The following is a 21,804-nucleotide window of genomic DNA, read 5'->3' as shown; positions in this document are numbered from 1 at the left end:
TTTCTAATGTTTGCTCTCCTTGCCGTGTTTGGTGCCTTCATGGCGCTACCGTTAGTGTATGCGATTAATAATGCATTCAAACCGCTGGATGAAATATTTTTATTCCCGCCACGATTCTTCGTTAGGAATCCGACCATGGATAATTTCTTTGATTTAGTAGCCATAATGGGGAATTCATGGGTACCGCTTTCACGATATTTTGCTAATACGTTAGTTATTACAATTGTGGGAACTGTAGGTCATATTTTGCTGGCATCAGCAGCGGCATATCCCCTTGCAAAATACCGCTTTCCTGGTTCCAAAACGATTTTTTCCATTGTTATATTAGCTTTGATGTTCTCACCGCATGTTACGGCTATTCCAAACTATATGGTGATGTCATGGCTCGGTTGGATTGATACGCATTTAGCGCTTATTGTGCCGGCCATGGCTTTCCCACTGGGATTATTTCTTATGAAACAATTTATGGAACAAATACCAGATGCATTACTAGAAGCGGCCAAGATTGATGGAGCTAGTGAGTATCGAATTTTTTGGACTATTGTCATGCCAAATGTTAAGCCGGCATGGTTAACGTTAATGATTCTACAGTTTCCTATGTTGTGGGGAACTAATGGAGGGAACTTCATTTACAGTGAGAGTTTGAAAACCCTTAACTATGCACTAGAACAGATTGTACTTGGAGGTATAGCCAGAGCCGGGGTCGGAGCTGCAGTAGCCTTATTTTTAATGATGGTACCGATTACGCTCTTTGTTATTTCTCAGAGCAGTGTCATCTCGACGATGGCTAATTCAGGAATAAAAGATTAGAAGGGAGTTGTGCACGATGGTGAAAAAGTTATACAAGTTGAGTGCATTCCTTCTTGCTGCAATGTTTTTTCTCCTTCACATAAGTACGGGGCCTGGGACAGTACACGCTAATAATGGTTCCGATTCTTATAACTATTCATTTTGGGGAGAGTCCGTTCCAGCTCCTGCTGCCTTCCAAGCTACAAAGCTGGTGAACGGTGCAAGCTTGGGGATTGATGCGCTTAGAGAACCGAATGATTTGTACGTAACAAGCGACAATTTTATCTATGTGATGGATACCGGCAACAACCGTGTCGTAATAATCGACGAAGAATTCCATTTGGTGGATACAATTGATTCCTTTTTACATGATGGAAATAATGATACATTTTCTAATCCTCGCGGTTTGTTTGTGACGGATGATAAGCATGTTCTGATAGCTGATACTGGTAATCATCGCGTGGTTCATTTGGATCAGGATTTCAATTTGGTGAAAATTGTTGATGAACCACAGTCTGATCTTTTGAGAGATGATTTTGTGTTCCAACCTGTAAAAGTTGTTGTAGATAAGGCTAACAGGATTTATGTTTTAGCTTCAGGTGTATTTGACGGTTTCATGGAATTTGACATTGAGGGGGATTTTACTACATTCATAGGTGCTAACCGTGTACAGGTTGATCCAATCGAGTATTTTTGGAGACGTGTTGCGACAAGAGAGCAACGGAGCCAAATGAGGATGTTTATACCAACTGAATTTTCCAATTTAGATATTAATGACCAAGGCTTCATCTATGCATCAAGTACTGATGGTGCAGACGATAGTATCAAAAAACTTAATGCAAGAGGAACAGATATTTTAAGAAGAGAAGGGTATTTCAGTCCTGTAGGAGACATTCGATATGATTATGATTTGGGACCTTCCCGGTTGATCGATATTGCTGTTACGGACAGTGAGATTTATTCCGTACTTGACTCTAGGCGAGGTCGTATCTTTACGTACGATGGTGATGGACATTTAATGTACATGTTCGGTGGTCTCGGGAATCAATTGGGGAAATTCAATACCCCTATAGCGATCGATTGGTTTGGAGAAGATTTTCTCGTTCTGGATAGGGCTTTAGGGGAAATCACCGTTTTTCGTTCGACAGATTATGGTCGGACACTCACAGAAGCAGTAAGAAGTTATTATCGAGGTGATGAAGAAAAGGCGAACTATCTTTTTGAACAGACGATCAATATGAACGCCAATCTTGATTTTGCATATAGCGGTATTGGCAAAGCCCTTTTACGGCAAGGAGATTACTATGGGGCAATGCATCACTTTGAACAAAGTTACGACCGAAATAATTACTCGAAGGCATTCTTGCTTTACCGAAATGAAGTGCTTAGACAACATTTTTCTACGATTATGACGGGAATTATGCTAATTGCGGTAGGGTATTTAAGCTTTAAAATATACCGTAAAGTTACGAGGAGAAGGAGGGGGTTTTCAATTGAATAAAGAGATGATTAAGTATCCATTTTACCTCATCGTTCATCCTTTTAACGGATTTTGGGATTTGAAATATGAACACAATAAGCGAATTAGCCTGATTATTTCCTTTGTAATCTTGTTCTTGCTTGTGGTAACGAATGTATTGAGCAGTCAGTATAGCGGGTTCCTCGTTAATTTGTATAACCCAGAGAATATGAACAGTCTCATGGAGGCCTTATACGTTGTTGTCCCCGTATTATTTTGGTGTGTTGCTAATTGGTCCCTAACCACTCTAATGGATGGGGAAGGAAAGTTTGATGAAATTTTCACATCAACATGCTTTGCATTATTACCGTTGGTTCTTATTAACTTCCCATGGATTTGGCTTAGCAATCTGATTTCGATTCAGGAGGCCATGTTTTACTACTTCTTCACTAGTTTTGCGGTTCTCTGGTTTGTGTTTCTATTGTTTGTTGGAAACATGACGGTGCATCAATATACACCATCCAAATCAGTAGGAACCATCTTACTGACAATTGTGGCAATGGGCTTTATGGCATTTCTATGCTTATTGTTCTTTAGCTTGGTTCAACAGATGGTAGCTTTCTTCAGCGTAATTTATCAAGAAATTGTCAATAGGTATTAAGGGAGGGTGGTAAAAAATGGTTATAGATAGAAAGGTACTACTGCATGTGTGCTTTCTTGTTACCATCATCCTTGTAGGGTGTTCAGAACCCACCACAATCGGTGGAACGGATGATAGTGACGAGATAGATATGGAATTTACACCAGGAGAGCCGTTGCAAGCCGCTTTCTCCGATGACCGCCTTACTGGTATGAAAGGGATAGCTGAGAATGATCACTTGCAATTGTTTGTAGATGATCAAACAGGAGCAATAGCAGTTCATAATAAGCAGAGTGGAAAAATATGGAGAAGTAATCCGGAGAATTGGGATCAGGATCCGATCGCATCTGGTGAAAACCAAGCTTTATTGGGCTCTCAGATGCAACTGGAATTTTATAATAATTTTGGTCAAAGAAATGCCATTAACACTTTCTCTGGCAGTGTTGTGCACGAACAGATTAAATTCGAAGAGATTACTAACGGTGTTAGGGTTTCTTACCTATTTGGTAAAGCGCAGAGAGGTGCAAACGATTTGCCTCTCATGCTGAGCGAAGATAGATTTGAAGAGCTGTCAAGTAGATTGGATTCTACGGGGCAACGTGCATTGATGATTGCGTATAGACAGAATTCAGAAACATCTGTTTATGAAAGAAATGACAATGCTTTGAGTGGACTTCAGTTAGAGCGAGCATTACAGGCGTTTGAAGATGCTGGATACACCGAGGAGGATTTGGCGCAGGATATGGCAGAACTGAACTTTACACAAGAGTCAGCTGAAGCACGTATCTTCCGAGCATCTATGGAATATACGTTGGACGATAATAATCTTGTTGTGAACGTGCCAGTTTCAAGTATTGAATATCCTGAGAATTTTCCTGTAAATAGGGTTTCTTTCATGAATTTCTTTGGTGCAGGTGGGGCAGAGGACGAAGGGTCCCTGTTTGTACCAGACGGTTCAGGTGCTCTCATCCACTTTAATAGCGGTAAAACACAGTACCCGTCATACAGGCAATATATATACGGATCAGATTTAACTTTGTCTGTGACGGATGATAGTAATAGTAGTGAGGAAAAAGTTAGATTACCTGTTTTTGGAATTATTCAGGAAAGCGAAGCATTATTTGGGATTATTGAAGAAGGTGCCTCTGTTGCGAGGATTAATGCAGATATAAATGGCAGGTTAAATAGTTACAACTACGTTTACCCAAGTTTCTATGTAATTAATAAGGGGGATGTAACGTTAAACGCGAATGAGCAGCAGCGTACACTACCAAGATTCCAAGAAGACCCTATGAGGACGGACTTCACAGTACGGTATGCATTTCTGAGTGGTGAAGATGCTTCTTATTATGGGATGGCAGGATATTATCAGGATTATCTCGTACAAAATAATGGATTGCCTGAGAGACAAGTGGTTAGTGAAGCGCAGGATACTCCGTTCTACTTACAGCTCGTTGGAAGTATCTCTAAAAGGAAGCATTTTGCAGGCATTCCGTATCAAGCGCTTGAACCTTTAACTACATTTGAACAAGCAGAAAGCATTATTAATCAGATGCAGGAGAGAGATATTTCCAATATTAAATTAAATTATACTGGTTGGTTTAATGGAGGAGTTAATCACAAGATTCCAGATAATATTTCAGTCGATAACGCCGTTGGCGGGAGTAGGGGATTACGCGATTTTGTAACATTTACAGAAGAAGAGGGGATTGAACTCTTCCCGAATGTTAGTATTCTTACAGTCAATTCAGGGAAGGGCTTCAGAGAATCAAAAAAAGCATCAAGAACGTTAAGGGGTCTTCCTGCGGAGTTATACCCAATGGATCTGACGCTAGATCGACGTGATAGATCCAAATCACCAACTTATATTTTATCACCTAAGTTTGTAGGGGATTATACAGAGAAAATGCTAAAAGGTTTACGTTCGTATGAGACTGGTGGAATCTCGCTGAGGGATTTAGCAGATCAACTTAATAGTGATTACAGAAGGAATAATCAAATTCATCGTACAGAGTCTGAGAGTTTTTCCCAGCAGGCGTTGGAAAAGATTCGTAAAGAGAATTTGAATATCATGGCTGACGGCGGTAATGCCTACACCTTCCCTTACTTGTCACATATTACTAATGCACCATTGAGTGATACGGGCTATAAGATTGTGGATGAAGTCATTCCTTTCTATCAGATAGTGATTCGTGGGTTTATAGATTATACAGGTGAACCGTATAACCTATCTAATTTTTTAGATGCTAGGCAATATGTGTTGAGGAGTCTAGAATATGGTTCAAACGTATATTTTAAATGGATCTATGAACCGAATTACAAGGTAAAAGATACGAATTTTAACCATTTATATGCTGTTAATTACGAGCTATGGATCGATCAGGCTACGGAAATCTACCATGAGATCAACGAATTTTTAAGTAAGGTTAAAAATGAGCCTATTATAAGGCATGAGAAATTAGGTGAGGGAGTCTACAAGACAGTCTATAACAACGGTGTTTATGTAATTGTGAATTACAATCGTTATTCAGTGACAGTTGAAGGAAAGACGGTAGAAGCCCAAGGCTATATGACAGGTGGTGAGGCTCAATGAAACCCATAGCTAATATTCGTGAGAAATTACAATCATATGAAGGTCAAAAGGCATTTTGGGGCTTTATCTTTGTTTTCCCTTGGCTAATCGGTTTCATCGTTTTCTTTATGATTCCATTGATTAACTCTTTACGATACAGCTTAAGTAATATCGAAGCAAGCTCTGAAGGTATACAGATCACCTATATTGGTTTTACTAATTATGTACAGGCTTTAACAGTTAATACAACTTTTAACCGTATACTTGTGGAATCGCTTATAGATATTATCGTTAATGTACCGCTAATAGTCATTTTTAGTTTGTTTTTGGCAGTCGTACTTAACCAGAAGTTTTTTGGAAGATCCGTCTCAAGAGCTATCTTTTTCCTTCCGGTAATACTGGCATCTGGGGTCATTATGAACTTAGAATCGTCAAGCCTTGTACAAGCGGTCAATCAACAGGCTGCTAGCTCTAGTGGAGCTATCAATGCCTTATCATCTTTTGAACTAGAACGAATGATGCTAAGGGCTGGAGTTCATGAAACTATTGTTCTTTATCTTTCAGGAGCAGTTAACCGCATCTATGACATTGTAAGTCAGTCAGGGGTTCAAATATTGATCTTCCTTGCAGGTATCCAGTCGATTTCACCTCAATTATATGAAGCGTCTAAAGTAGAGGGAGCTACAGGGTATGAAGCATTCTGGAAGATTACGTTACCAATGGTTAGCCCGCTTATCTTAGTCAATGTGATCTATACGATTATTGACTCATTTTCTAGGAGTCCAGTGACGGATGTAATTATGTCAACTGGCTTTGACACCTTTAATTTTGGACTAAGCTCGGCCATGGCATGGCTGTATTTTCTTTCCATTATGTTGATCTTAATGGTAAGTACGTATTTCATATCTAAGAGGGTCTTCTACCAAGAATAGACAAGGCTCATGAGCATAAAGTAGAAGCAAAAACAATCGATCCATAGAAATCGACTTAATTAGATAGGGGGGAACGATTTGAAAATAGCTAGATTATTATCGCTAGACAATTGGAAGCGTTGGCTATGGTCGACGGTGCGATTCGTTCTGATTGTTGGATTAGCGTTTGTCATCCTATATCCTATTCTCCAAAAAATTTCGACAGCGTTTAAGCACCAAAAGGACCTTTACTCACCGGTTGTAGTATGGGTTCCAGAGCATTTTTCACTAGAAAACTTTAGGATTGCAATATGGATTATGGATTATTGGAATACATTGCTAAACACTATCCTTCTGGCAGGAATAACAACAATTTTAACAACTGCTTCTTGTGCATTAGCAGGTTATGCATTTGCACGGTTAAAGATAAAAGGGGGGAAAATACTTTTTGCCGGGGTCATACTTACTATTTTGGTTCCGCCTACTACGATCCTTATCCCCATATACATGAATTTAAGGGAGTTTACCTTTATGGGAATAATTCCTTTATTAACAGGGGATTCAGTTAATTTGTTAAATTCTTATTGGCCGTTTATTTTGACAGCAATTACGGCAAGTTCTCTTAAAGCGGGACTCTTCATCTTTATTTTCAGACAATTCTTTAAGGGAATACCAAAAGTAATTGAGGAAGCGGCATATATTGATGGAGCAGGAGTTGGGACAACGTTTTTTCGAATCATGCTCCCGAATGCCCTGCCAGCAATAGTGACGGTTATGCTTTTCTCATTTGTGTGGCAGTGGAATGATACGTTTTATACTACAACGTATTTGACATCAAGTAATGTGTTGGCTACTCAATTATCATCTTTACCATATAACTTGGCTATCCAACTCGATGGAGAGGCAGGCACTAATGATCCGTTTTTCCAGAGCATGGTGCAGGACACGGGTATTCTACTCTCTATGCTGCCACTGATTATTATGTATCTATTTGTTCAACGGTACTTCGTTCAAAGTGTTGAACGAAGTGGGGTTGTAGGATAAGCTATTTCTTTTCACAGCACCTTGCGGAAGTTCTATTTTAGGTTTCTGTAAGGTGTTTTTATTATCAAGGTAGCCCCTCATGCAACTTTTTAGGTTGCACCATGGTGAATGAAAATTATATTAATCAGCGTTGGTGTGAGCGGAAGCCCTCGAGACTCCTGCGGGATAAGCGAGCCAGGCAAGACCCCGCAGGGCGCTTTTCCCGAGGAGGCTTGCGGTTCGCCCGCGGAAAGCGAGAGGGCTGTAGCGAGCTCCAACGTAGCTATTTTCAGGGTAGACTTTCATGCCAATATTAATTCGCACCATGGTGGATCAAAAATGACGGCAATGGCTCCGCTCGCCGCGCGCTATCTATGAGAAGCCCACTCATAGATAGCTTTGCAAAGATGGCGGCGGCTTCGCTCATTGCTTCGGTGACATCAAAGGTAAAGTGCGACCTTTGATACCACCTATTTTCAGGGTAGCCATTCATGATAAAGAATTTTCTCACCATGGAGGATGAAAATAAGCGTTGAGGAGAAGTGAATGAGCGAAGACTCACGACACTCCTGCGGGACTATGATCTAGACGAGCCCCCACGGAAAGGGAGTAAGTCGTAGCGAATGAACGAACCTACTGATGCGTATTTTCAAGGTAGCCCCCCATGCAACTTTTTAGGTCGCACCATGGTGAATGAAAATAGCTTTGAAACAATGAATGAGCGAGGGTTTGCGACACTCCTGTGGGAGAATGATCAAGACGAGCCCCCGCAACGGCGCAGTCGTGAGGAGGCTTGTCAGATCACCCACGGAAAGGGAGCGAAACCGTAGCGAATGAACCCTATAGAAGCGTATTTTCAGGGTAGACTCCCATGATTAAGTATTTTCTCACCATGAGGGATGAAAAGTGACGGCAATGGCTCTGCGCACCGCGCACTAACTATGAGAAAACCATTCATAGCTAGCTTTGTAAAGATGGCGGCGGCTTCGCTCATTGCTTCGGTGGCATCAAAGGTAAAGAGCGACCTTTGATGCCACCTATTTTCAGGGTAGACTACCAGGATGTATTTTTTAGAAAGGTGGGAACTAAACCAGATGAAATTGAATAACAAGCAAAAGACTTTCATTATTAATGCGATAATACTTTTAGTCGTTTTTTCCATATGGCTATTGCTGAGCGGGTGTCAATCAAGTGAAGAAACAATGAGCGACAGCGAAAATGTGGATGCTGTTGAAGAGTCAAATGAACAAGAGGAAAGGGAAACTAATGAGTCGAATTCGGAAGAAGAGGCGGAGGTCAAGGGTGAACAAGTGGATGACAACTCGGAAACGGAGGTAACGGAAGAACCTCCTGTTCCATCAGTTGAGGAGGATATCCCTTCACTTGCGGAAACATATATTGACTACTTTCCGATTGGTGCAGCGATTGAACCTTTCCAAACTACCGGACTGATATCGGATTTACTAAAGAAGCATGTAAACTGGCTGGTAGCAGAGAATGTGATGAAGCCTGATGCACTTCAACCTTCAGAAGGTAACTTCACTTGGGAGAACGCTGATCGAATTGTCGAATTTGCCAAGGCAAACGATATGGAGTTACGATTTCATACGCTAGTTTGGCATTCCCAAGTAAGTGATTGGTTCTTTATAGATCTTGATGGAAAACCGATGATTGATGAAACCGATCCAGAAAAGCGTGAAGCAAATAAGCAACTACTTCTCGAACGGTTAGATAATCATGTTCGCACGATAGTAGAGAGGTATAAGGACGATATCATTTCATGGGATGTAGTGAATGAGGTAATTGAACCGGGTACCCCAGATGGTATGAGGGAAAGCGAATGGTACCAGATTACAGGTACAGATTTCATTGAGACAGCATTTCGAGCAGCGCGTGAAGCTGGAGGTCCAGACATTAAGCTTTACATAAATGATTACGGAACAGATAATCCTGTAAAGCGTGACCGACTCTACGAGTTGGTAAAGAAGATGCTGGACAAAGGAGTGCCGATTGATGGGGTTGGTCACCAGACGCATATTGACATTCATGGACCATCTGTATCGTCAATCATTGAATCTATGAAATTGTTCAGCGAGCTTGGCCTTGATAACCTTGTTACTGAATTGGATATGAGCCTATATTCTTGGAATGATCGTAGTGATTTCGGTGATGATATCCCCGAGGAAGTGCTGATGAAACAAGCAGAAAGATATCAAGAATTATTCGAAGCATTTAGGGAGCATAAGGATATTTTAAGTGGTGTTGTTTTCTGGGGAATCGCCGATAGCCATACTTGGTTGCACTCGTTTCCTGTAAACCGCACCAATGCACCGTTACTGTTTGACCACCAGCTTCATGCGAAACCAGCTTTTTGGGCTGTTGTCGACCCTTCGAAACTACCTCAAGACTAACTTTGGAAAATAAAGGGTTTCTGATAGTGGAGCAGTATGCATCGTTGCAGCTGCTCCGTTTTGTTAAAAAAATTTAATTTTTTGAAGTCTGAAAGCACTCTATTTCTAGCGGTGAGTATATTCACGAATGGACTTCGCATAGAATTATCGAATACGGGTACGTCACAGTGCTATACTCGCGAAGATATATAATTGGGGGTATTTGATGGATAGTGATAGGAAAGTTTCAAAGAAAGTAATGAAAGAAGAAATGGATAGAAAGAAATTATTAAGAAAGTATTGGAGGTTCATTCGGCCCTATCGTTTTGTTTTTATGCTAATCATTGTTTTAGGGATACTCCAATTAGCTGTACCGCTAATAGCTCCTTATATTACAGGGATTGTTTTAATTGACCATGTTTTCGAAGGGGAAGGTTCATGGACGCTAGAAGGTGCTGTACTAGTTTTGTTAATCGTATTTCTGTTTGGAGTAACGATGGAATTTATTAGAAACTATGTAACTGCTAAGCTAGGAAATAGGATGGTTGTTGACATACGGCAAAAACTATATCAACATCTGCAATTACTATCTCCTAAATTTTATGATAACAAACATGTTGGTGGGGTCGTATCTCGCGTATTAAATGATGTTAATGGAGCACAAAATCTTGTACAAGGTGGCGTTATCAACATTATCGTAGATTTATTTGTCGTATTTTTTGCTGCAGCTATGTTATTTGTTTTAGACTGGCGCTTAGCCCTTTTAGCTTTATGGATTCTCCCAATGTATTATTTAACTTTTACGAATTTAAACGTGCGCATTCGCTTTGCTTGGAGATCCGTTCATCGGCAAATGGAACGTATATCTGCTGTTTTAGTGGAGCGAATTAGCGGAATTAAAATTGTTCAAGCTTTTAACCGAGAAAAGACAGAAATGAAGCGCTATGATAAACAAGCGAAACAACATTTTAACTATGCCATGAAAGCCCATATATTATCCAATATACTAGGACGTATTACACAATCCTTTAATCATATAGGAACAGTCATAGTTTGGTTCGTAGGTGGATTATTTGTTATGAGAGGGGAATTTACTGTTGGAGGCTTAGTTGCCTTTCAAGCTTATCTTATGCAAATGTATCGTCCTATTCAACGTTTTGCAGAAGTAAATGTAACGATACAAAATTCCATGGCAAACGTGGAACGAATTTTTGAAGTGTTTGATTATGATGTTGATATATTGAATCGGGAAGATGCAAAGCCATTAAAACATAGTAATGGAGAGTTAGTTTTTAATAATGTATCTTTCGTGTATCAATCGGAACGTCCAATCTTTAAAAATAGAGATAAAGATGGGGATCCAGATATAGTGGAAGAATTTAAAGCTGATAAGAAGTTTTTTTTAGTACCGCCTAAAATACCGCCAAGGGGAAGGCCCGAAATTGAAGGATATGAATATGAGGAGTACAAAGCTTTAAAAAATATATCTTTTCACGCTAAACCTGGCGAGGTCATTGCATTAGTAGGTTCCAGTGGAGCAGGAAAATCCACTTTAGCAAATCTAATCCCCCGCTTCTATGATCCTGATCAAGGAGAGATTCTACTCGATCGGGTCAATATTAAAAATTATGATCTATATGATCTCCGAAAACAAATTGCATTAGTACTTCAAGATAATGTTCTCTTTTCTGGAACTGTGTATGAGAATATCGCTTACGGAAGGCCTGAAGCTTCTAAGGAGGAAGTAATTCAAGCAGCCAAAGCAGCTAATGTTCACAATTTCATTATGGAATTAAAAAATAATTACGACTCCATCTTAGGGGAAAGAGGAATGAGATTATCTGGGGGGCAAAAACAGCGGGTTGCTATCGCTAGGGCTTTACTCAAAGATCCCCGTATATTAATTCTTGATGAGGCAACTTCTGCGTTAGATGCTGAATCGGAAGCACTGGTGACAGCAGCCTTAGAAAAGCTCATGGAGAATCGTACAACCATTGTTATTGCACATCGATTAGCAACCGTGGTACGTGCGGACCAAATATTAGTATTAGAGCGTGGAGAAATTGTGGAGCACGGCACACATAAAGAGCTATTACAGTTAAATGGTGTTTATCGAAACCTTTATGAAAAACAATTAAAAGCAATGAAGCCTGATGAATTGGAGAACGTCCACTCATAAATTTTTGTACTTTTCATAAATAGCTAAGAGGTAAAGGGTGATTTACCAAGTGTTTGACAGGTTGTTACTGTTTTATATGCACGCTACACTAACTCTAGTAATACAGTTATCTTATTTTTATTGAATATAGATAAGAATTGGAGGAGAAATGTATGGAAAATTTACGTTTGACTGAGAACTTAAAATTGCATGAAGCCTTTAAGCAGCATTTTTTAATTGGAGCGGCAGTAAATCCGTTGACGTTGGACACTCAAAGTGAACTGCTTAAACATCATTTCAATAGTGTGACTGCAGAGAATGAAATGAAATTTGTAAGTGTACACCCTGCAGAGAATGAGTACACGTTTGACAATGCGGATCGCTTGATGTCTTTTGCTAAAGAGAACGGAATGGGGGTTAGGGGACATACCCTCGTGTGGCACAATCAAACACCTAACTGGATGTTTGAGAAAGCGGATGGAAGCACTGTTGACCGTGAGACACTTCTAGCCAGGATGAAGTCTCATATTGAAACAGTTATGACCCGATATAAGGGGAGTATTTATGCTTGGGATGTTGTGAATGAGGCTGTTTCAGATAAAAGTGAAGAACTACTGCGACCGTCTAAATGGCTCGACATTGCTGGAGAGGATTTTATTAGTAAAGCGTTTGAATTTGCTCATACTGCGGATCCGGATGCGTTGTTATTCTACAATGATTATAACGAGTCTGTTCCTGAAAAGAGAGAGAAAATATATACGTTGGTAAAATCACTAAAGGACAAAGGGGTACCAATTCATGGAGTTGGTTTGCAGGCGCACTGGAATTTAGAGTCACCTTCCCTTGACCTTATTCGTCAAGCCATTGAGAGATATGCAAGCCTAGGCTTAAAGCTGCATATCACTGAGTTGGACATATCTGTATTCAATCATGACGACCGTCGAACGGATCTGAAGGAACCGACTACGGAAATGATGGAGCGTCAGGCAGAACGATATGGACAAATATTCAAGTTATTCAAGGAGTACAGTGAGTACATCACGTCGGTGACCTTCTGGGGGGCAGCAGATGATTATACATGGTTGAATAATTTCCCGGTGAGAGGTAGAAAAAACTGGCCATTTCCTTTTGATGCAGAGCATAAACCAAAACAATCCTACTGGGAACTAGTAAATGTAGCAAATTCTTAAACAAGGAAACTTTATATAGAGTCTGTTCAAGAGTTTGTTTTTGAACTTTATACGAAAATTATGTTTTAATACATTGTTTATTTTCAAAAGAAGTTGATTGAAGCGAAAGGCACGAGACTCCTGCGGGAAAAGCAACGGCTGAAGACACCGCAGGGTGGGTTTCCCGAGGAGGCTGAAGCGTTGCCCGCGGAAAGCGAGTGCCTGAAGCGTAAATCAACTCCCGAATTTAGCACAGTCAAAAATAGTTCTCATTTATCGTGGTGTCTATAAAGACATGGGAGTTTTGAACAGACTCTTCTAGAAGGTAAGTAAAAAAAGTTTGGCTCCAAAGCTAATTAGCTTTACAGGCCATTCTTTTCTTTTTAGGAGGAGAAGTGTGTATGGGTACACAAAATATTGTCGTTGTTGGCTGTGGTAGTATGGCGAATACGTGGGTGAAGGATGCCTTAGATCGGAAAGATGTAAACATTGTCGGTCTTGTAGAAATCCATTTAGATAGTGCTCAGTCCTTAGCAACTAGATTCGGGTTGAAATGTGGGCTTTATACAGATCTATCCGAAGCGTTGAGGGAGACGAAGGCAAATCTGGTGTTCGATGTTACGATTCCGTCTAGCCATTATCACGTTTGTTCTACGGCTATGGAGATGGGAGCCAATGTGTTTGGAGAGAAACCAATGAGTGAATCAATGGAAAACGCACGTAAATTGATCGCTATTGCGGAGCGCACGGGCCGTTCCTATTCCGTTATGCAAAATCGCCGATATAGTGCAGCGATTCGAACACTTCGTGATCAGATAAAGGAAGGAAAGATAGGCAAGGTAGGATATATTGGTGCTGATTTTTTTATCGGACCTCACTTCGGTGGCTTCCGCGATGTAATGGACAGCCCATTAATATTGGACATGGCCATTCATACGTTTGACCAGGCCCGTTTTTTGACAGGTTCGGATCCAATCTCTGTTTACTGTCACGAGTTTAACCCTCCGGGATCATGGTACACAGGTAATGCATCAGCAATCTGTACGTTTGAGATGTCAAACGGAGAAGTATTCGCCTATCGTGGCTCCTGGTGCTCAGAGGGAATACCTACTTCATGGGATGCTGAATGGCGTATTAATGGGGAGAAAGGTACCCTAGTTTGGGATGGAGCTAGCAAGCTTTATGGTGACGTAGTTGCCAATGGCGATCAGAGTGGACAATTTATCAAAGATTATGAAAGAATTGAATTTTCCCTTGATTCGAGCAACAGGCAGGGGCATGAAGGTTGCTTTGACGAAATGTTCGAATCCCTTGATAAGGGAAGGTTGGCAGAGACAGACTGCCGAGATAATATCAAAAGCATGGCTATGGTATACGGTTCGATTGATAGTGCGAGATTAGGAAAGAAAGTTGATCTTCGTAACTATTACTAGGAATTGAAACTCTTATGATTAAACTTATATTGATAGAATGATAATTTATGTTTTTATTTATGGGGTGTCGTTATGATACCCTTTTATAATTAGCTCTGTTAAACTTTAATGTTGATTTTCGCTTCAAGATACACCGAATAGCAAAGAGATGGTTATAATCTAAAGAAATGTGTGTTGCAAAATTCTTAGAGTGATAGGATAATTGATGATTATACTCTATATTAAGATACTTAATATGAAAAGGGGTTACGTTTTATGATGTTTAGATTAAATAATTTAAGTTTTCTGATTATACCAACACTTATCATTTTATCTTTAACATCATGTGACAAGACTAATAGGGAAAATGGTCATCAAAATTTGGACGAGTTTGAAAAAGAGGGTAGTATTTATGAACACCCTGGCTTATCTAAGTATGACCCACCAATCGAAATTCACTTAATCAGGGAAACAAATACCTTTTTGGAGGATCTACTAGAAGAGCTACCGGATGAAACTTTAGAAGATAATCGGTGGAGCGAGCTTTATGAGCAGTTGTTGGGGGTTGAAATCAATTACGATTGGGTAGCGAGTGGGAACTTCTATCAGCAAAAATTAGCTGTAGCACTTGCCTCCGGGAATCTGCCTGATGTTGTGAGAGTAAACTCACAGCGGTTGAGGGAGCTGAGTAATGCAGGCTTGATCCAAGACCTATCGACAGTTTATGAAGAATATGCTACGCCATTTACGAAGGAGATTTTTAATCAAGAAGGAGCTGGATCATTTGAATCCGCTACTATCGGTGGGAAGTTGATGGGGATTCCCGAAATAGAATCTTCTATTGAGAGAGCACAGTTTATTTGGATTCGTACTGATTGGATGGAGCGGCTCGGGTTAGAACCACCTAAAACGATGGACGATGTATTGACCATCTCAAAAGCGTTTACAGAGGGTGACCCAAATCAGAGTGGAGAAAATGATACCTTTGGACTAGCGATTACTCATTACTTATGGGATCCTGTTATGGGATTATTAGGTTTCATGGCGGGCTATAATGCTTATCCAACCCTTTGGATCGAGGACGGTTCTGGGGGACTTGTGTTTGGGGGAATACAACCTGAAGTAAAGGCAGCTTTGAAAGCGCTTCAATATATGTATAGGAATGGTCAACTTGATAGCGAGTTTGGGTTTACAGAGGGAAACAAAGTGATCGAACAAATCGCAGAGGGTAAAATAGGCATGTTCTATGGAGAACAATGGGGATCCTTTATAGCTGGTAACAACCGCAATGTTGATCCCGATGCGCAATGGCAAGCTTACCCAATCGTGTCTGACTCGGGAGAATTGGCGAAGGTGCCGTTAAAGTTTGGTGGTCATCAGTTCTTGGCTGTAAGGGAGGGTTATAAGCACCCCGAAGCAATTATAAAAATGATCAATCTACACTTGGAGAAGAACTGGGGTGAAACGGCTGATTATGAAAAATACTATAGTACTCCAAAGCCTGTGTGGCAGCTTTCTCCTGTAACGCCTTTTCCACCATTAAAAAATTTGGAAGCGTATCGTCAGCTTGAAAAGGTACGTCAAACAGGGGATAGTTCTATATTAAAGCCTGAAGCAAAAGCCATCCAAAAGAACATTGATAACTATTTATTAAGAAATGAGGAATCGGGTTGGGGATGGGAGCGAACTTATGGACCTTCGGGAGCTTTTGCTATATTGGAACAATACGTTCAGAATAATCAATTATTGTACGACCGCTTTGTGGGTGCTCCTACGGCTACAATGATTGAAATGAAACCGCTAATGAATGATCTTATGCATGAAACGTTTGTCAACATTATACTCGGACGTCCTATAGAGGAATTCGATAAGTTTGTGGATGATTGGAATCAAATGGGGGGCTCTCAAATTACAGTTGAAGTCAATCAATGGTATTCCGAAAGAGGTCGTATAGAGGATTAAATAAATTGTTTTAGGTAAACTCTATCATCTAGACTACCGAATCAAGCAGCAACGGAGGGAGTTAGTTGTTTAACATTCCTGTTCTTTTTTTACGAAAAACTATATTGGTACGCCTCCTTATCATGTACCTTGCCGTAATCCTTCCGATTATTTTGCTAGGTATATATTTGTATCATTGGAGTTATAACAATGCTAGCCAGGAAATCTCTAGAAATACTTCAGTGCAATTAACCTCCTATTTAGATAATTTAAATCGAGAAATCCAATGGATGGAAATTCAACAGTTTGATATTTTGCAGGATAATGAATTACAAAAAATGGCACTAACTTGGAGTATAATGGATAATGTGGAAAGGAAGTCCAGTATGAGCTATATGGTGAATCGACTGACCTCGATTAAGAACACTAGCCCATATATTAAGGATATCTTTATACACATTATTTCCATAGACAAAACCATATCAGCTAGTAATGCGGTACAAGATTTTGATTATGCAAAATACGAGTATATTCTCACAGGTATCCAAGGGAATGAAAGACGACTTATTAAGCAGGAAGACACTTTAAATCTTAGCACTTCCATAATGGATAGAAATAATGTCGAGGAATCTATTGCCGTAGTACAGATTGAATTAGATAATGAAAAGCTAAAAACTGCTCTGAATACGTTAAACGTGTATCCAAATAGTGGAACGTTCTTAATATCGGAAGAAATGGGGGTAATATTAGCTGCTGGTATGGAATCGACTAGTATTATACAAAGCTATGAAAATGCTGTCAATAGATCAATAGATATTACAAATCTAATAGATGTAGAAGATGAAAACTACCATATTGACAAGGCTTATTCCGAAGAATTGGGGCTCTTTGTTGTTACCTATTTACCTGAAGAGGAGGTTAGCAGGCCTCTAAATAAGTTTAGTAATTGGGCTATTGTGTTCGCTGTTACGTCCATCACCGCTCTATTAATTTATGCATACTCGACTTATAGGCTAGTTCATAGACCATTGCTACTTCTAGTTGAAGGTTTTAAGAGGATGGAAAAGGGACGCTTGGATACCCCAATTGAACACGAGAAAACAGACGAATTCGGATTCTTATACGACCGTTACAACAAAATGCTCATTCGATTAAAAATGTTTATTGATCGGGATTACAAGCATAAGATGATGATGCAAAAGGCAGAGCTGAAGCAGCTCCAGTCTCAAATCAATCCTCATTTTCTGTATAATAGCTTTTTTATACTGAATTCGCTAGCGAAAATTGAAGATACGGAGCGACTCGAGTTATTTACGAAAATGCTTGGAGAATATTTTCGATTCATCACAAGGAATGGAGAAAACGATGTCTTACTAGTGGATGAAATCAAACACGCTCGGACGTATACGGAAATCCAAAACTTACGTTTTTCTAGACGTATCACTGTTCAATTCGATGAATTGCCTAAGGAAATGGAACGAATAAAGGTACCGCGTTTGATTGTACAGCCTATCATCGAAAATGCTTATGAGCATAGTCTCGAAAAAAAGGTAGACGAGGGTTTGCTTCGTGTTACGTTTGAGATACATGATAATGAGGCCTTGATAATTGTAGAGGATAATGGAGACACCATGAGTGATGAGGAGATTCATCAGCTAGCTCAGCGAATAGCTAATGTGGATGAAACTCAGGAAATGACTGGTATGATCAATATCCACCGAAGGATTGTATTGACTTATGGTGAAGAAAGTGGGTTATTCTTGTCGAGAAGTTCCCTGAATGGTTTAAAAGTTATGGTACGGATCAAGCTAGAAAAGGAGAATTCGGATGTATAGACTATTGATTGTAGACGATGAGGAAATTATAACGGATGGTTTGTATGAGGTATTCAGTCGATTTATGCCGGACCAGTTGGATGTCTGCAAAGCATACTCCGGTAAAGAAGCTTTAGATTGGATGATGCGTACAAGAATCGACATCGTTCTCACCGATATTGCCATGCCTGGGATGAATGGGTTGGAATTGATGGATAGTATCCAAGCTTATTGGCCAAGATGTAAAGTAATTTTTCTAACTGGACATAGTAACTTCGAATATGCATATCAGGCAATTCAACAGCCTCATGTCAGATATTTGTTGAAAACGGAAGGGTACGATAAGGTAACGGAAACCGTTTCTGAAGTAATGAGTGAAATCGAACAGAGAAAAAGTGAGAGTATTTTGGTAGAAAAGTCCCGTGAACAGATATATGCTTATGAATTTATGGCACAAGGTGACTTCATGAGACATTTGCTGCAGGATAGTAAAGTCATCTGCTCCAACCAAAATGAAATAGTTAAAGAATTCCAGAAGTTAAATATAGCATTAGATCCGACAAAGGGAGTACTAATGATCCTTGGACGTTTAACTTATCCTAAAGGAAAGACATATACGGAAAAAAGTGAGATTCTCTCATCTGTCAGAGCCACCTGGGATATTCATTTCTCAGGAAAAGTACACAGTATAGGAATCGTAGATAAATTCGGTGATATTTTGTGGCTTATACAACCATTTTCGGATACTAAGGAGAAATTAGATCATTACTTATTGCAGTTTTTGGAAGGTACCATAGAGATTATTCAAGAGGAATGCCTTAGTTCTCTTGGTTTAACGATTGGATTTACTGTAAGCGGTGAGTGCTGTGAATGGGAGAGAGTAACTAAAAAGTATGAACAGCTTCGCCAACTGCAATTGCAAAAAATCGGAGATGGCATCCCAGTTATTTTGCGCGACTGCCCAGAACAAACAGGTGAATGTACTAGTCATGAACGAATGGTTACTAGTAATAAAATCGAAATCATGGCATCCCATCTTGAAACAAACAGGGCAGCGGAATTTCTTGAAGAGTTGGAACAACTAGGGAATTATTCGCAGAATGGTAATGCGCTGCAAATGACAGAAACTTATTTCTCTATAGCTATTGTGTTATATTCCTACATTAACAAATTAGGGTGGCATAGTAGAATTGATAAGTGTGAGAAGCTATTACGTTTGGACGATCATACTTCTATGAAAGAGGGATTCCAATATTTAAGAGGAATCACAGAAGAGATCTTTAAGTTAAAACAAACGGATGAACGGGATAGAGCTACTTGTGTAGTAGATCGAATCTGTCAATATATCGAGACGCATTTAAACGAGGACTTATCCTTAGTTCGACTAGCAGAAATTCATTACTTCAATCCCTCTTACTTATCGTATTTCTTTAAACAGGAGTGCGGAATTAATTTATCAGAGTATATCGATAAATGTCGCATAAGAAAAGCGAAAGAGCTTTTATTGGATGGAGACTTAAAAATACGGGAAGTTAGTGCTGCCGTTGGTTATAATGCAGCCCATTCCTTTACTCGTTTTTTTAAGAAAGTTACAGGAATGACGCCAAAAGAGTATCGCGATACTCTTCTCCAAATTCAGAATAACAAGTAGAGTTAATATGAGAAATGAATAGATATGGAGTGAGAAATAATGGAGAAACAAGGACTGAATCCTTTCCTCCCTTCATGGGAGTATATTCCCGATGCGGAACCTTATGTTTTTAACGGTAGAGTCTATATATATGGCTCTCATGACCGATTTAATGGTCATGTATTTTGTTTAAATGATTATGTATGTTGGTCCGCGCCAGTGGATAATCTGGCAGATTGGCGGTATGAAGGTGTGATTTATAGAAAAACAGATGATCCACTTAATCATGCTGGTAATATGTGCCTGTATGCTCCTGATATTACGGTTGGACCAGATGGAAGATATTATTTGTACTATGTCCTAGATAAGGTATCCGTTGTATCAGTAGCCGTTTGCGATACACCAGCAGGAAAATTCGAATTTTATGGATATGTACATTATTCAGATGGAACGCGCTTGGGAGAAAGAGACGGGGACCAACCGCAGTTCGATCCTGGTTTACTGACCGAAGGGGATAGAACGTATCTGTATACTGGTTTTTGTGCAGCAGGTGACAAATCGAGAAAAGGTGCGATGGCAACCGTACTCGGACCGGACATGCTTACCATTTTGGAGGAACCGGTATTTATTGCACCTAGTGAGCCTTATAGTGCAGGTAGTGGTTTTGAGGGACATGAGTTTTTTGAAGCACCATCAATGAGGAAGGTAGGGGATACCTATTATTTAATTTATTCCTCGATCGTAATGCATGAACTCTGTTATGCTTCCAGTAAACATCCCACACAAGGTTTTGAATATAAGGGAGTTATTGTGAGCAATAATGATCTTCATATTGATTCTTACAAACCAGCGGATAAACCAATGTTTTATGGTGGTAATAATCACGGTAGCATTATTGAAATAAATGGAAAATGGTATATTTTTTATCATAGACATACGAATGGATCTAGTTTTAGCCGACAGGGATGTATAGAGAGAATTGAAATTCTTGAGGATGGTACGATTCCACAAGTGGAGATGACCTCTTGTGGTCCTAATGGTGGACCCCTTGTGGGGCGTGGAGAGTATCCAGCTTACTTGGCATGCAATCTGTTCTGTAAGGATGAAGCAGTGTATACAGGTGAGCTATGGATGGACAGCCAATTTCCGAAGATCACCCAAGATGGTAAAGATGGCGATGAGGAAACGGGTTATATTTCCAATATGAAGGATTCTGCAACGGCGGGATTTAAATATTTTGACTGTCAGGGAATAAAGAAAGTCAAAATTAAGGTTCGGGGATATTGCAGTGGTGCTTTTGAAGTAAAGACCTCATGGAATGGGGAAGCACTAGCCAAGATACCGGTTGATTTTACAAATGTATGGACGGAATACGCTTCTGACATAGTAATCCCAGATGGTGTACAGGCGCTGTATTTTACCTATACAGGAAATGGCACTGCCAGCCTAGCCTCTTTTTCACTAGAATAAAAAACCTAGAATATAAGGGGTGAATTAGGAACTATTCGACAGGTTGTTCCCTAAATATGAAAGCGTTACACTCTTTTTAGTAACGTGAATGGGAAAATCTTCTTGACCCCAGTTTAAGAGATATTAAAAGATTTATCGGACTGGGGGTCAGGAACACTAGTCTCATGTTTCAAATTTAATTAAATTTTTTTTATAACTGAATGAATTTCATTAATTTATGCTCTTTTATACTTAGGCTTTTTAAGCATGAAAAAAGAGTATCTCCCCAAATGTCATTCCTTTTCTATTTTGAAAACAAAATGGAAGACCAGTTAGAATTTTACTTTTTTTCATAACAAATTCATGGAACATGTATCGTACCAGAAGCATTATTTACCTGTCTCATAAAACGTTCAGTGTTTGATTTTTTTAAAGTGAATTATAAAA

General features: G+C 39.7%; 14 protein-coding genes. All 14 read left to right on the top strand.

The annotated features are described in order from the left end of the window. Positions 1-6 precede the first annotated feature (6 nt). The 14 genes from J2S74_RS02860 (at position 7) to J2S74_RS02795 (ending at position 21,378) form a co-directional block, all read left to right on the top strand. Positions 7-810, top strand: coding sequence for a carbohydrate ABC transporter permease (locus J2S74_RS02860; RefSeq protein ID WP_307322285.1), 804 nt, complete (start codon positions 7-9; stop codon positions 808-810). Positions 811-826: 16 nt separating this feature from the next. Further along, entirely contained in the window at positions 827-2,290 is a 1,464-nt protein-coding gene (locus tag J2S74_RS02855) for an NHL repeat-containing protein (RefSeq protein ID WP_307321600.1), read from the top strand. A gap of 4 nt (positions 2,291-2,294) precedes the next feature. Further along, a complete protein-coding gene (locus tag J2S74_RS02850; protein WP_370875949.1) occupies positions 2,295-2,909 on the top strand; it encodes a YIP1 family protein in 615 nt (204 codons plus the stop codon). Between the two features lie 16 nt (positions 2,910-2,925). Beyond that, entirely contained in the window at positions 2,926-5,481 is a 2,556-nt protein-coding gene (locus tag J2S74_RS02845) for a DUF5696 domain-containing protein (RefSeq protein ID WP_307321595.1), read from the top strand. Further along, on the top strand, positions 5,478-6,392 hold the full coding sequence (locus tag J2S74_RS02840; protein WP_307321593.1) for a carbohydrate ABC transporter permease: 915 nt from the start codon (positions 5,478-5,480) through the stop codon (positions 6,390-6,392). The genes J2S74_RS02845 and J2S74_RS02840 overlap by 4 nt, the downstream gene beginning before the upstream one ends. Before the next feature lie 78 nt (positions 6,393-6,470). Beyond that, entirely contained in the window at positions 6,471-7,415 is a 945-nt protein-coding gene (locus J2S74_RS02835) for a carbohydrate ABC transporter permease (protein WP_307321590.1), read from the top strand. Between the two features lie 1,073 nt (positions 7,416-8,488). Further along, on the top strand, positions 8,489-9,805 hold the full coding sequence (locus J2S74_RS02830) for a glycoside hydrolase family 10 protein (RefSeq protein WP_307321588.1): 1,317 nt from the start codon (positions 8,489-8,491) through the stop codon (positions 9,803-9,805). Between the two features lie 205 nt (positions 9,806-10,010). Next, a complete protein-coding gene (locus J2S74_RS02825; RefSeq protein ID WP_307321585.1) occupies positions 10,011-11,963 on the top strand; it encodes an ABC transporter ATP-binding protein in 1,953 nt (650 codons plus the stop codon). A 152-nt stretch (positions 11,964-12,115) separates the two neighbouring features. After that, a complete protein-coding gene (locus J2S74_RS02820; protein WP_307321582.1) occupies positions 12,116-13,132 on the top strand; it encodes an endo-1,4-beta-xylanase in 1,017 nt (338 codons plus the stop codon). A gap of 380 nt (positions 13,133-13,512) precedes the next feature. Next, positions 13,513-14,544 carry a Gfo/Idh/MocA family protein gene (locus J2S74_RS02815; RefSeq protein ID WP_307321580.1) on the top strand — a complete coding sequence of 344 codons (1,032 nt, stop codon included), beginning with the start codon at positions 13,513-13,515 and terminating at the stop codon, positions 14,542-14,544. A gap of 255 nt (positions 14,545-14,799) precedes the next feature. Continuing rightward, a complete protein-coding gene (locus J2S74_RS02810) occupies positions 14,800-16,485 on the top strand; it encodes an extracellular solute-binding protein (protein WP_307321575.1) in 1,686 nt (561 codons plus the stop codon). 65 nt (positions 16,486-16,550) lie between these two features. Further along, the gene (locus J2S74_RS02805) at positions 16,551-18,299 is read left to right on the top strand and encodes a sensor histidine kinase (protein ID WP_307321573.1); all 1,749 of its coding nucleotides are present in this window, start codon (positions 16,551-16,553) and stop codon (positions 18,297-18,299) included. Then, positions 18,292-19,929, top strand: a complete 1,638-nt coding sequence (locus J2S74_RS02800) for a response regulator transcription factor (protein ID WP_307321572.1) — start codon at positions 18,292-18,294, stop codon at positions 19,927-19,929. The genes J2S74_RS02805 and J2S74_RS02800 overlap by 8 nt, the downstream gene beginning before the upstream one ends. A gap of 39 nt (positions 19,930-19,968) precedes the next feature. Continuing rightward, complete coding sequence (locus tag J2S74_RS02795) at positions 19,969-21,378, top strand: family 43 glycosylhydrolase (protein ID WP_307321569.1); 1,410 nt, start codon at positions 19,969-19,971, stop codon at positions 21,376-21,378. Positions 21,379-21,804 lie beyond the last annotated feature (426 nt).

Source organism: Evansella vedderi (assembly GCF_030813435.1).
GTDB lineage: Bacteria > Bacillota > Bacilli > Bacillales > Salisediminibacteriaceae > Evansella > Evansella vedderi.
This window is presented reverse-complemented; position numbering and strand designations above follow the sequence as displayed.

Excerpts from the sequence above, each read along its gene's own strand:
- J2S74_RS02845 (WP_307321595.1), top strand. The coding sequence starts at position 2,926 with ATGGTTATAGATAGAAAGGTACTACTGCATGTGTGCTTTCTTGTTACC.
- J2S74_RS02860 (WP_307322285.1), top strand. The coding sequence starts at position 7 with ATGTTTGCTCTCCTTGCCGTGTTTGGTGCCTTCATGGCGCTACCGTTA.
- J2S74_RS02855 (WP_307321600.1), top strand. The coding sequence starts at position 827 with ATGGTGAAAAAGTTATACAAGTTGAGTGCATTCCTTCTTGCTGCAATG.
- J2S74_RS02795 (WP_307321569.1), top strand. The coding sequence starts at position 19,969 with ATGGAGAAACAAGGACTGAATCCTTTCCTCCCTTCATGGGAGTATATT.
- J2S74_RS02820 (WP_307321582.1), top strand. The coding sequence starts at position 12,116 with ATGGAAAATTTACGTTTGACTGAGAACTTAAAATTGCATGAAGCCTTT.
- J2S74_RS02810 (WP_307321575.1), top strand. The coding sequence starts at position 14,800 with ATGATGTTTAGATTAAATAATTTAAGTTTTCTGATTATACCAACACTT.
- J2S74_RS02850 (WP_370875949.1), top strand. The coding sequence starts at position 2,295 with ATGATTAAGTATCCATTTTACCTCATCGTTCATCCTTTTAACGGATTT.
- J2S74_RS02825 (WP_307321585.1), top strand. The coding sequence starts at position 10,011 with ATGGATAGTGATAGGAAAGTTTCAAAGAAAGTAATGAAAGAAGAAATG.
- J2S74_RS02800 (WP_307321572.1), top strand. The coding sequence starts at position 18,292 with ATGTATAGACTATTGATTGTAGACGATGAGGAAATTATAACGGATGGT.
- J2S74_RS02830 (WP_307321588.1), top strand. The coding sequence starts at position 8,489 with ATGAAATTGAATAACAAGCAAAAGACTTTCATTATTAATGCGATAATA.
- J2S74_RS02840 (WP_307321593.1), top strand. The coding sequence starts at position 5,478 with ATGAAACCCATAGCTAATATTCGTGAGAAATTACAATCATATGAAGGT.
- J2S74_RS02815 (WP_307321580.1), top strand. The coding sequence starts at position 13,513 with ATGGGTACACAAAATATTGTCGTTGTTGGCTGTGGTAGTATGGCGAAT.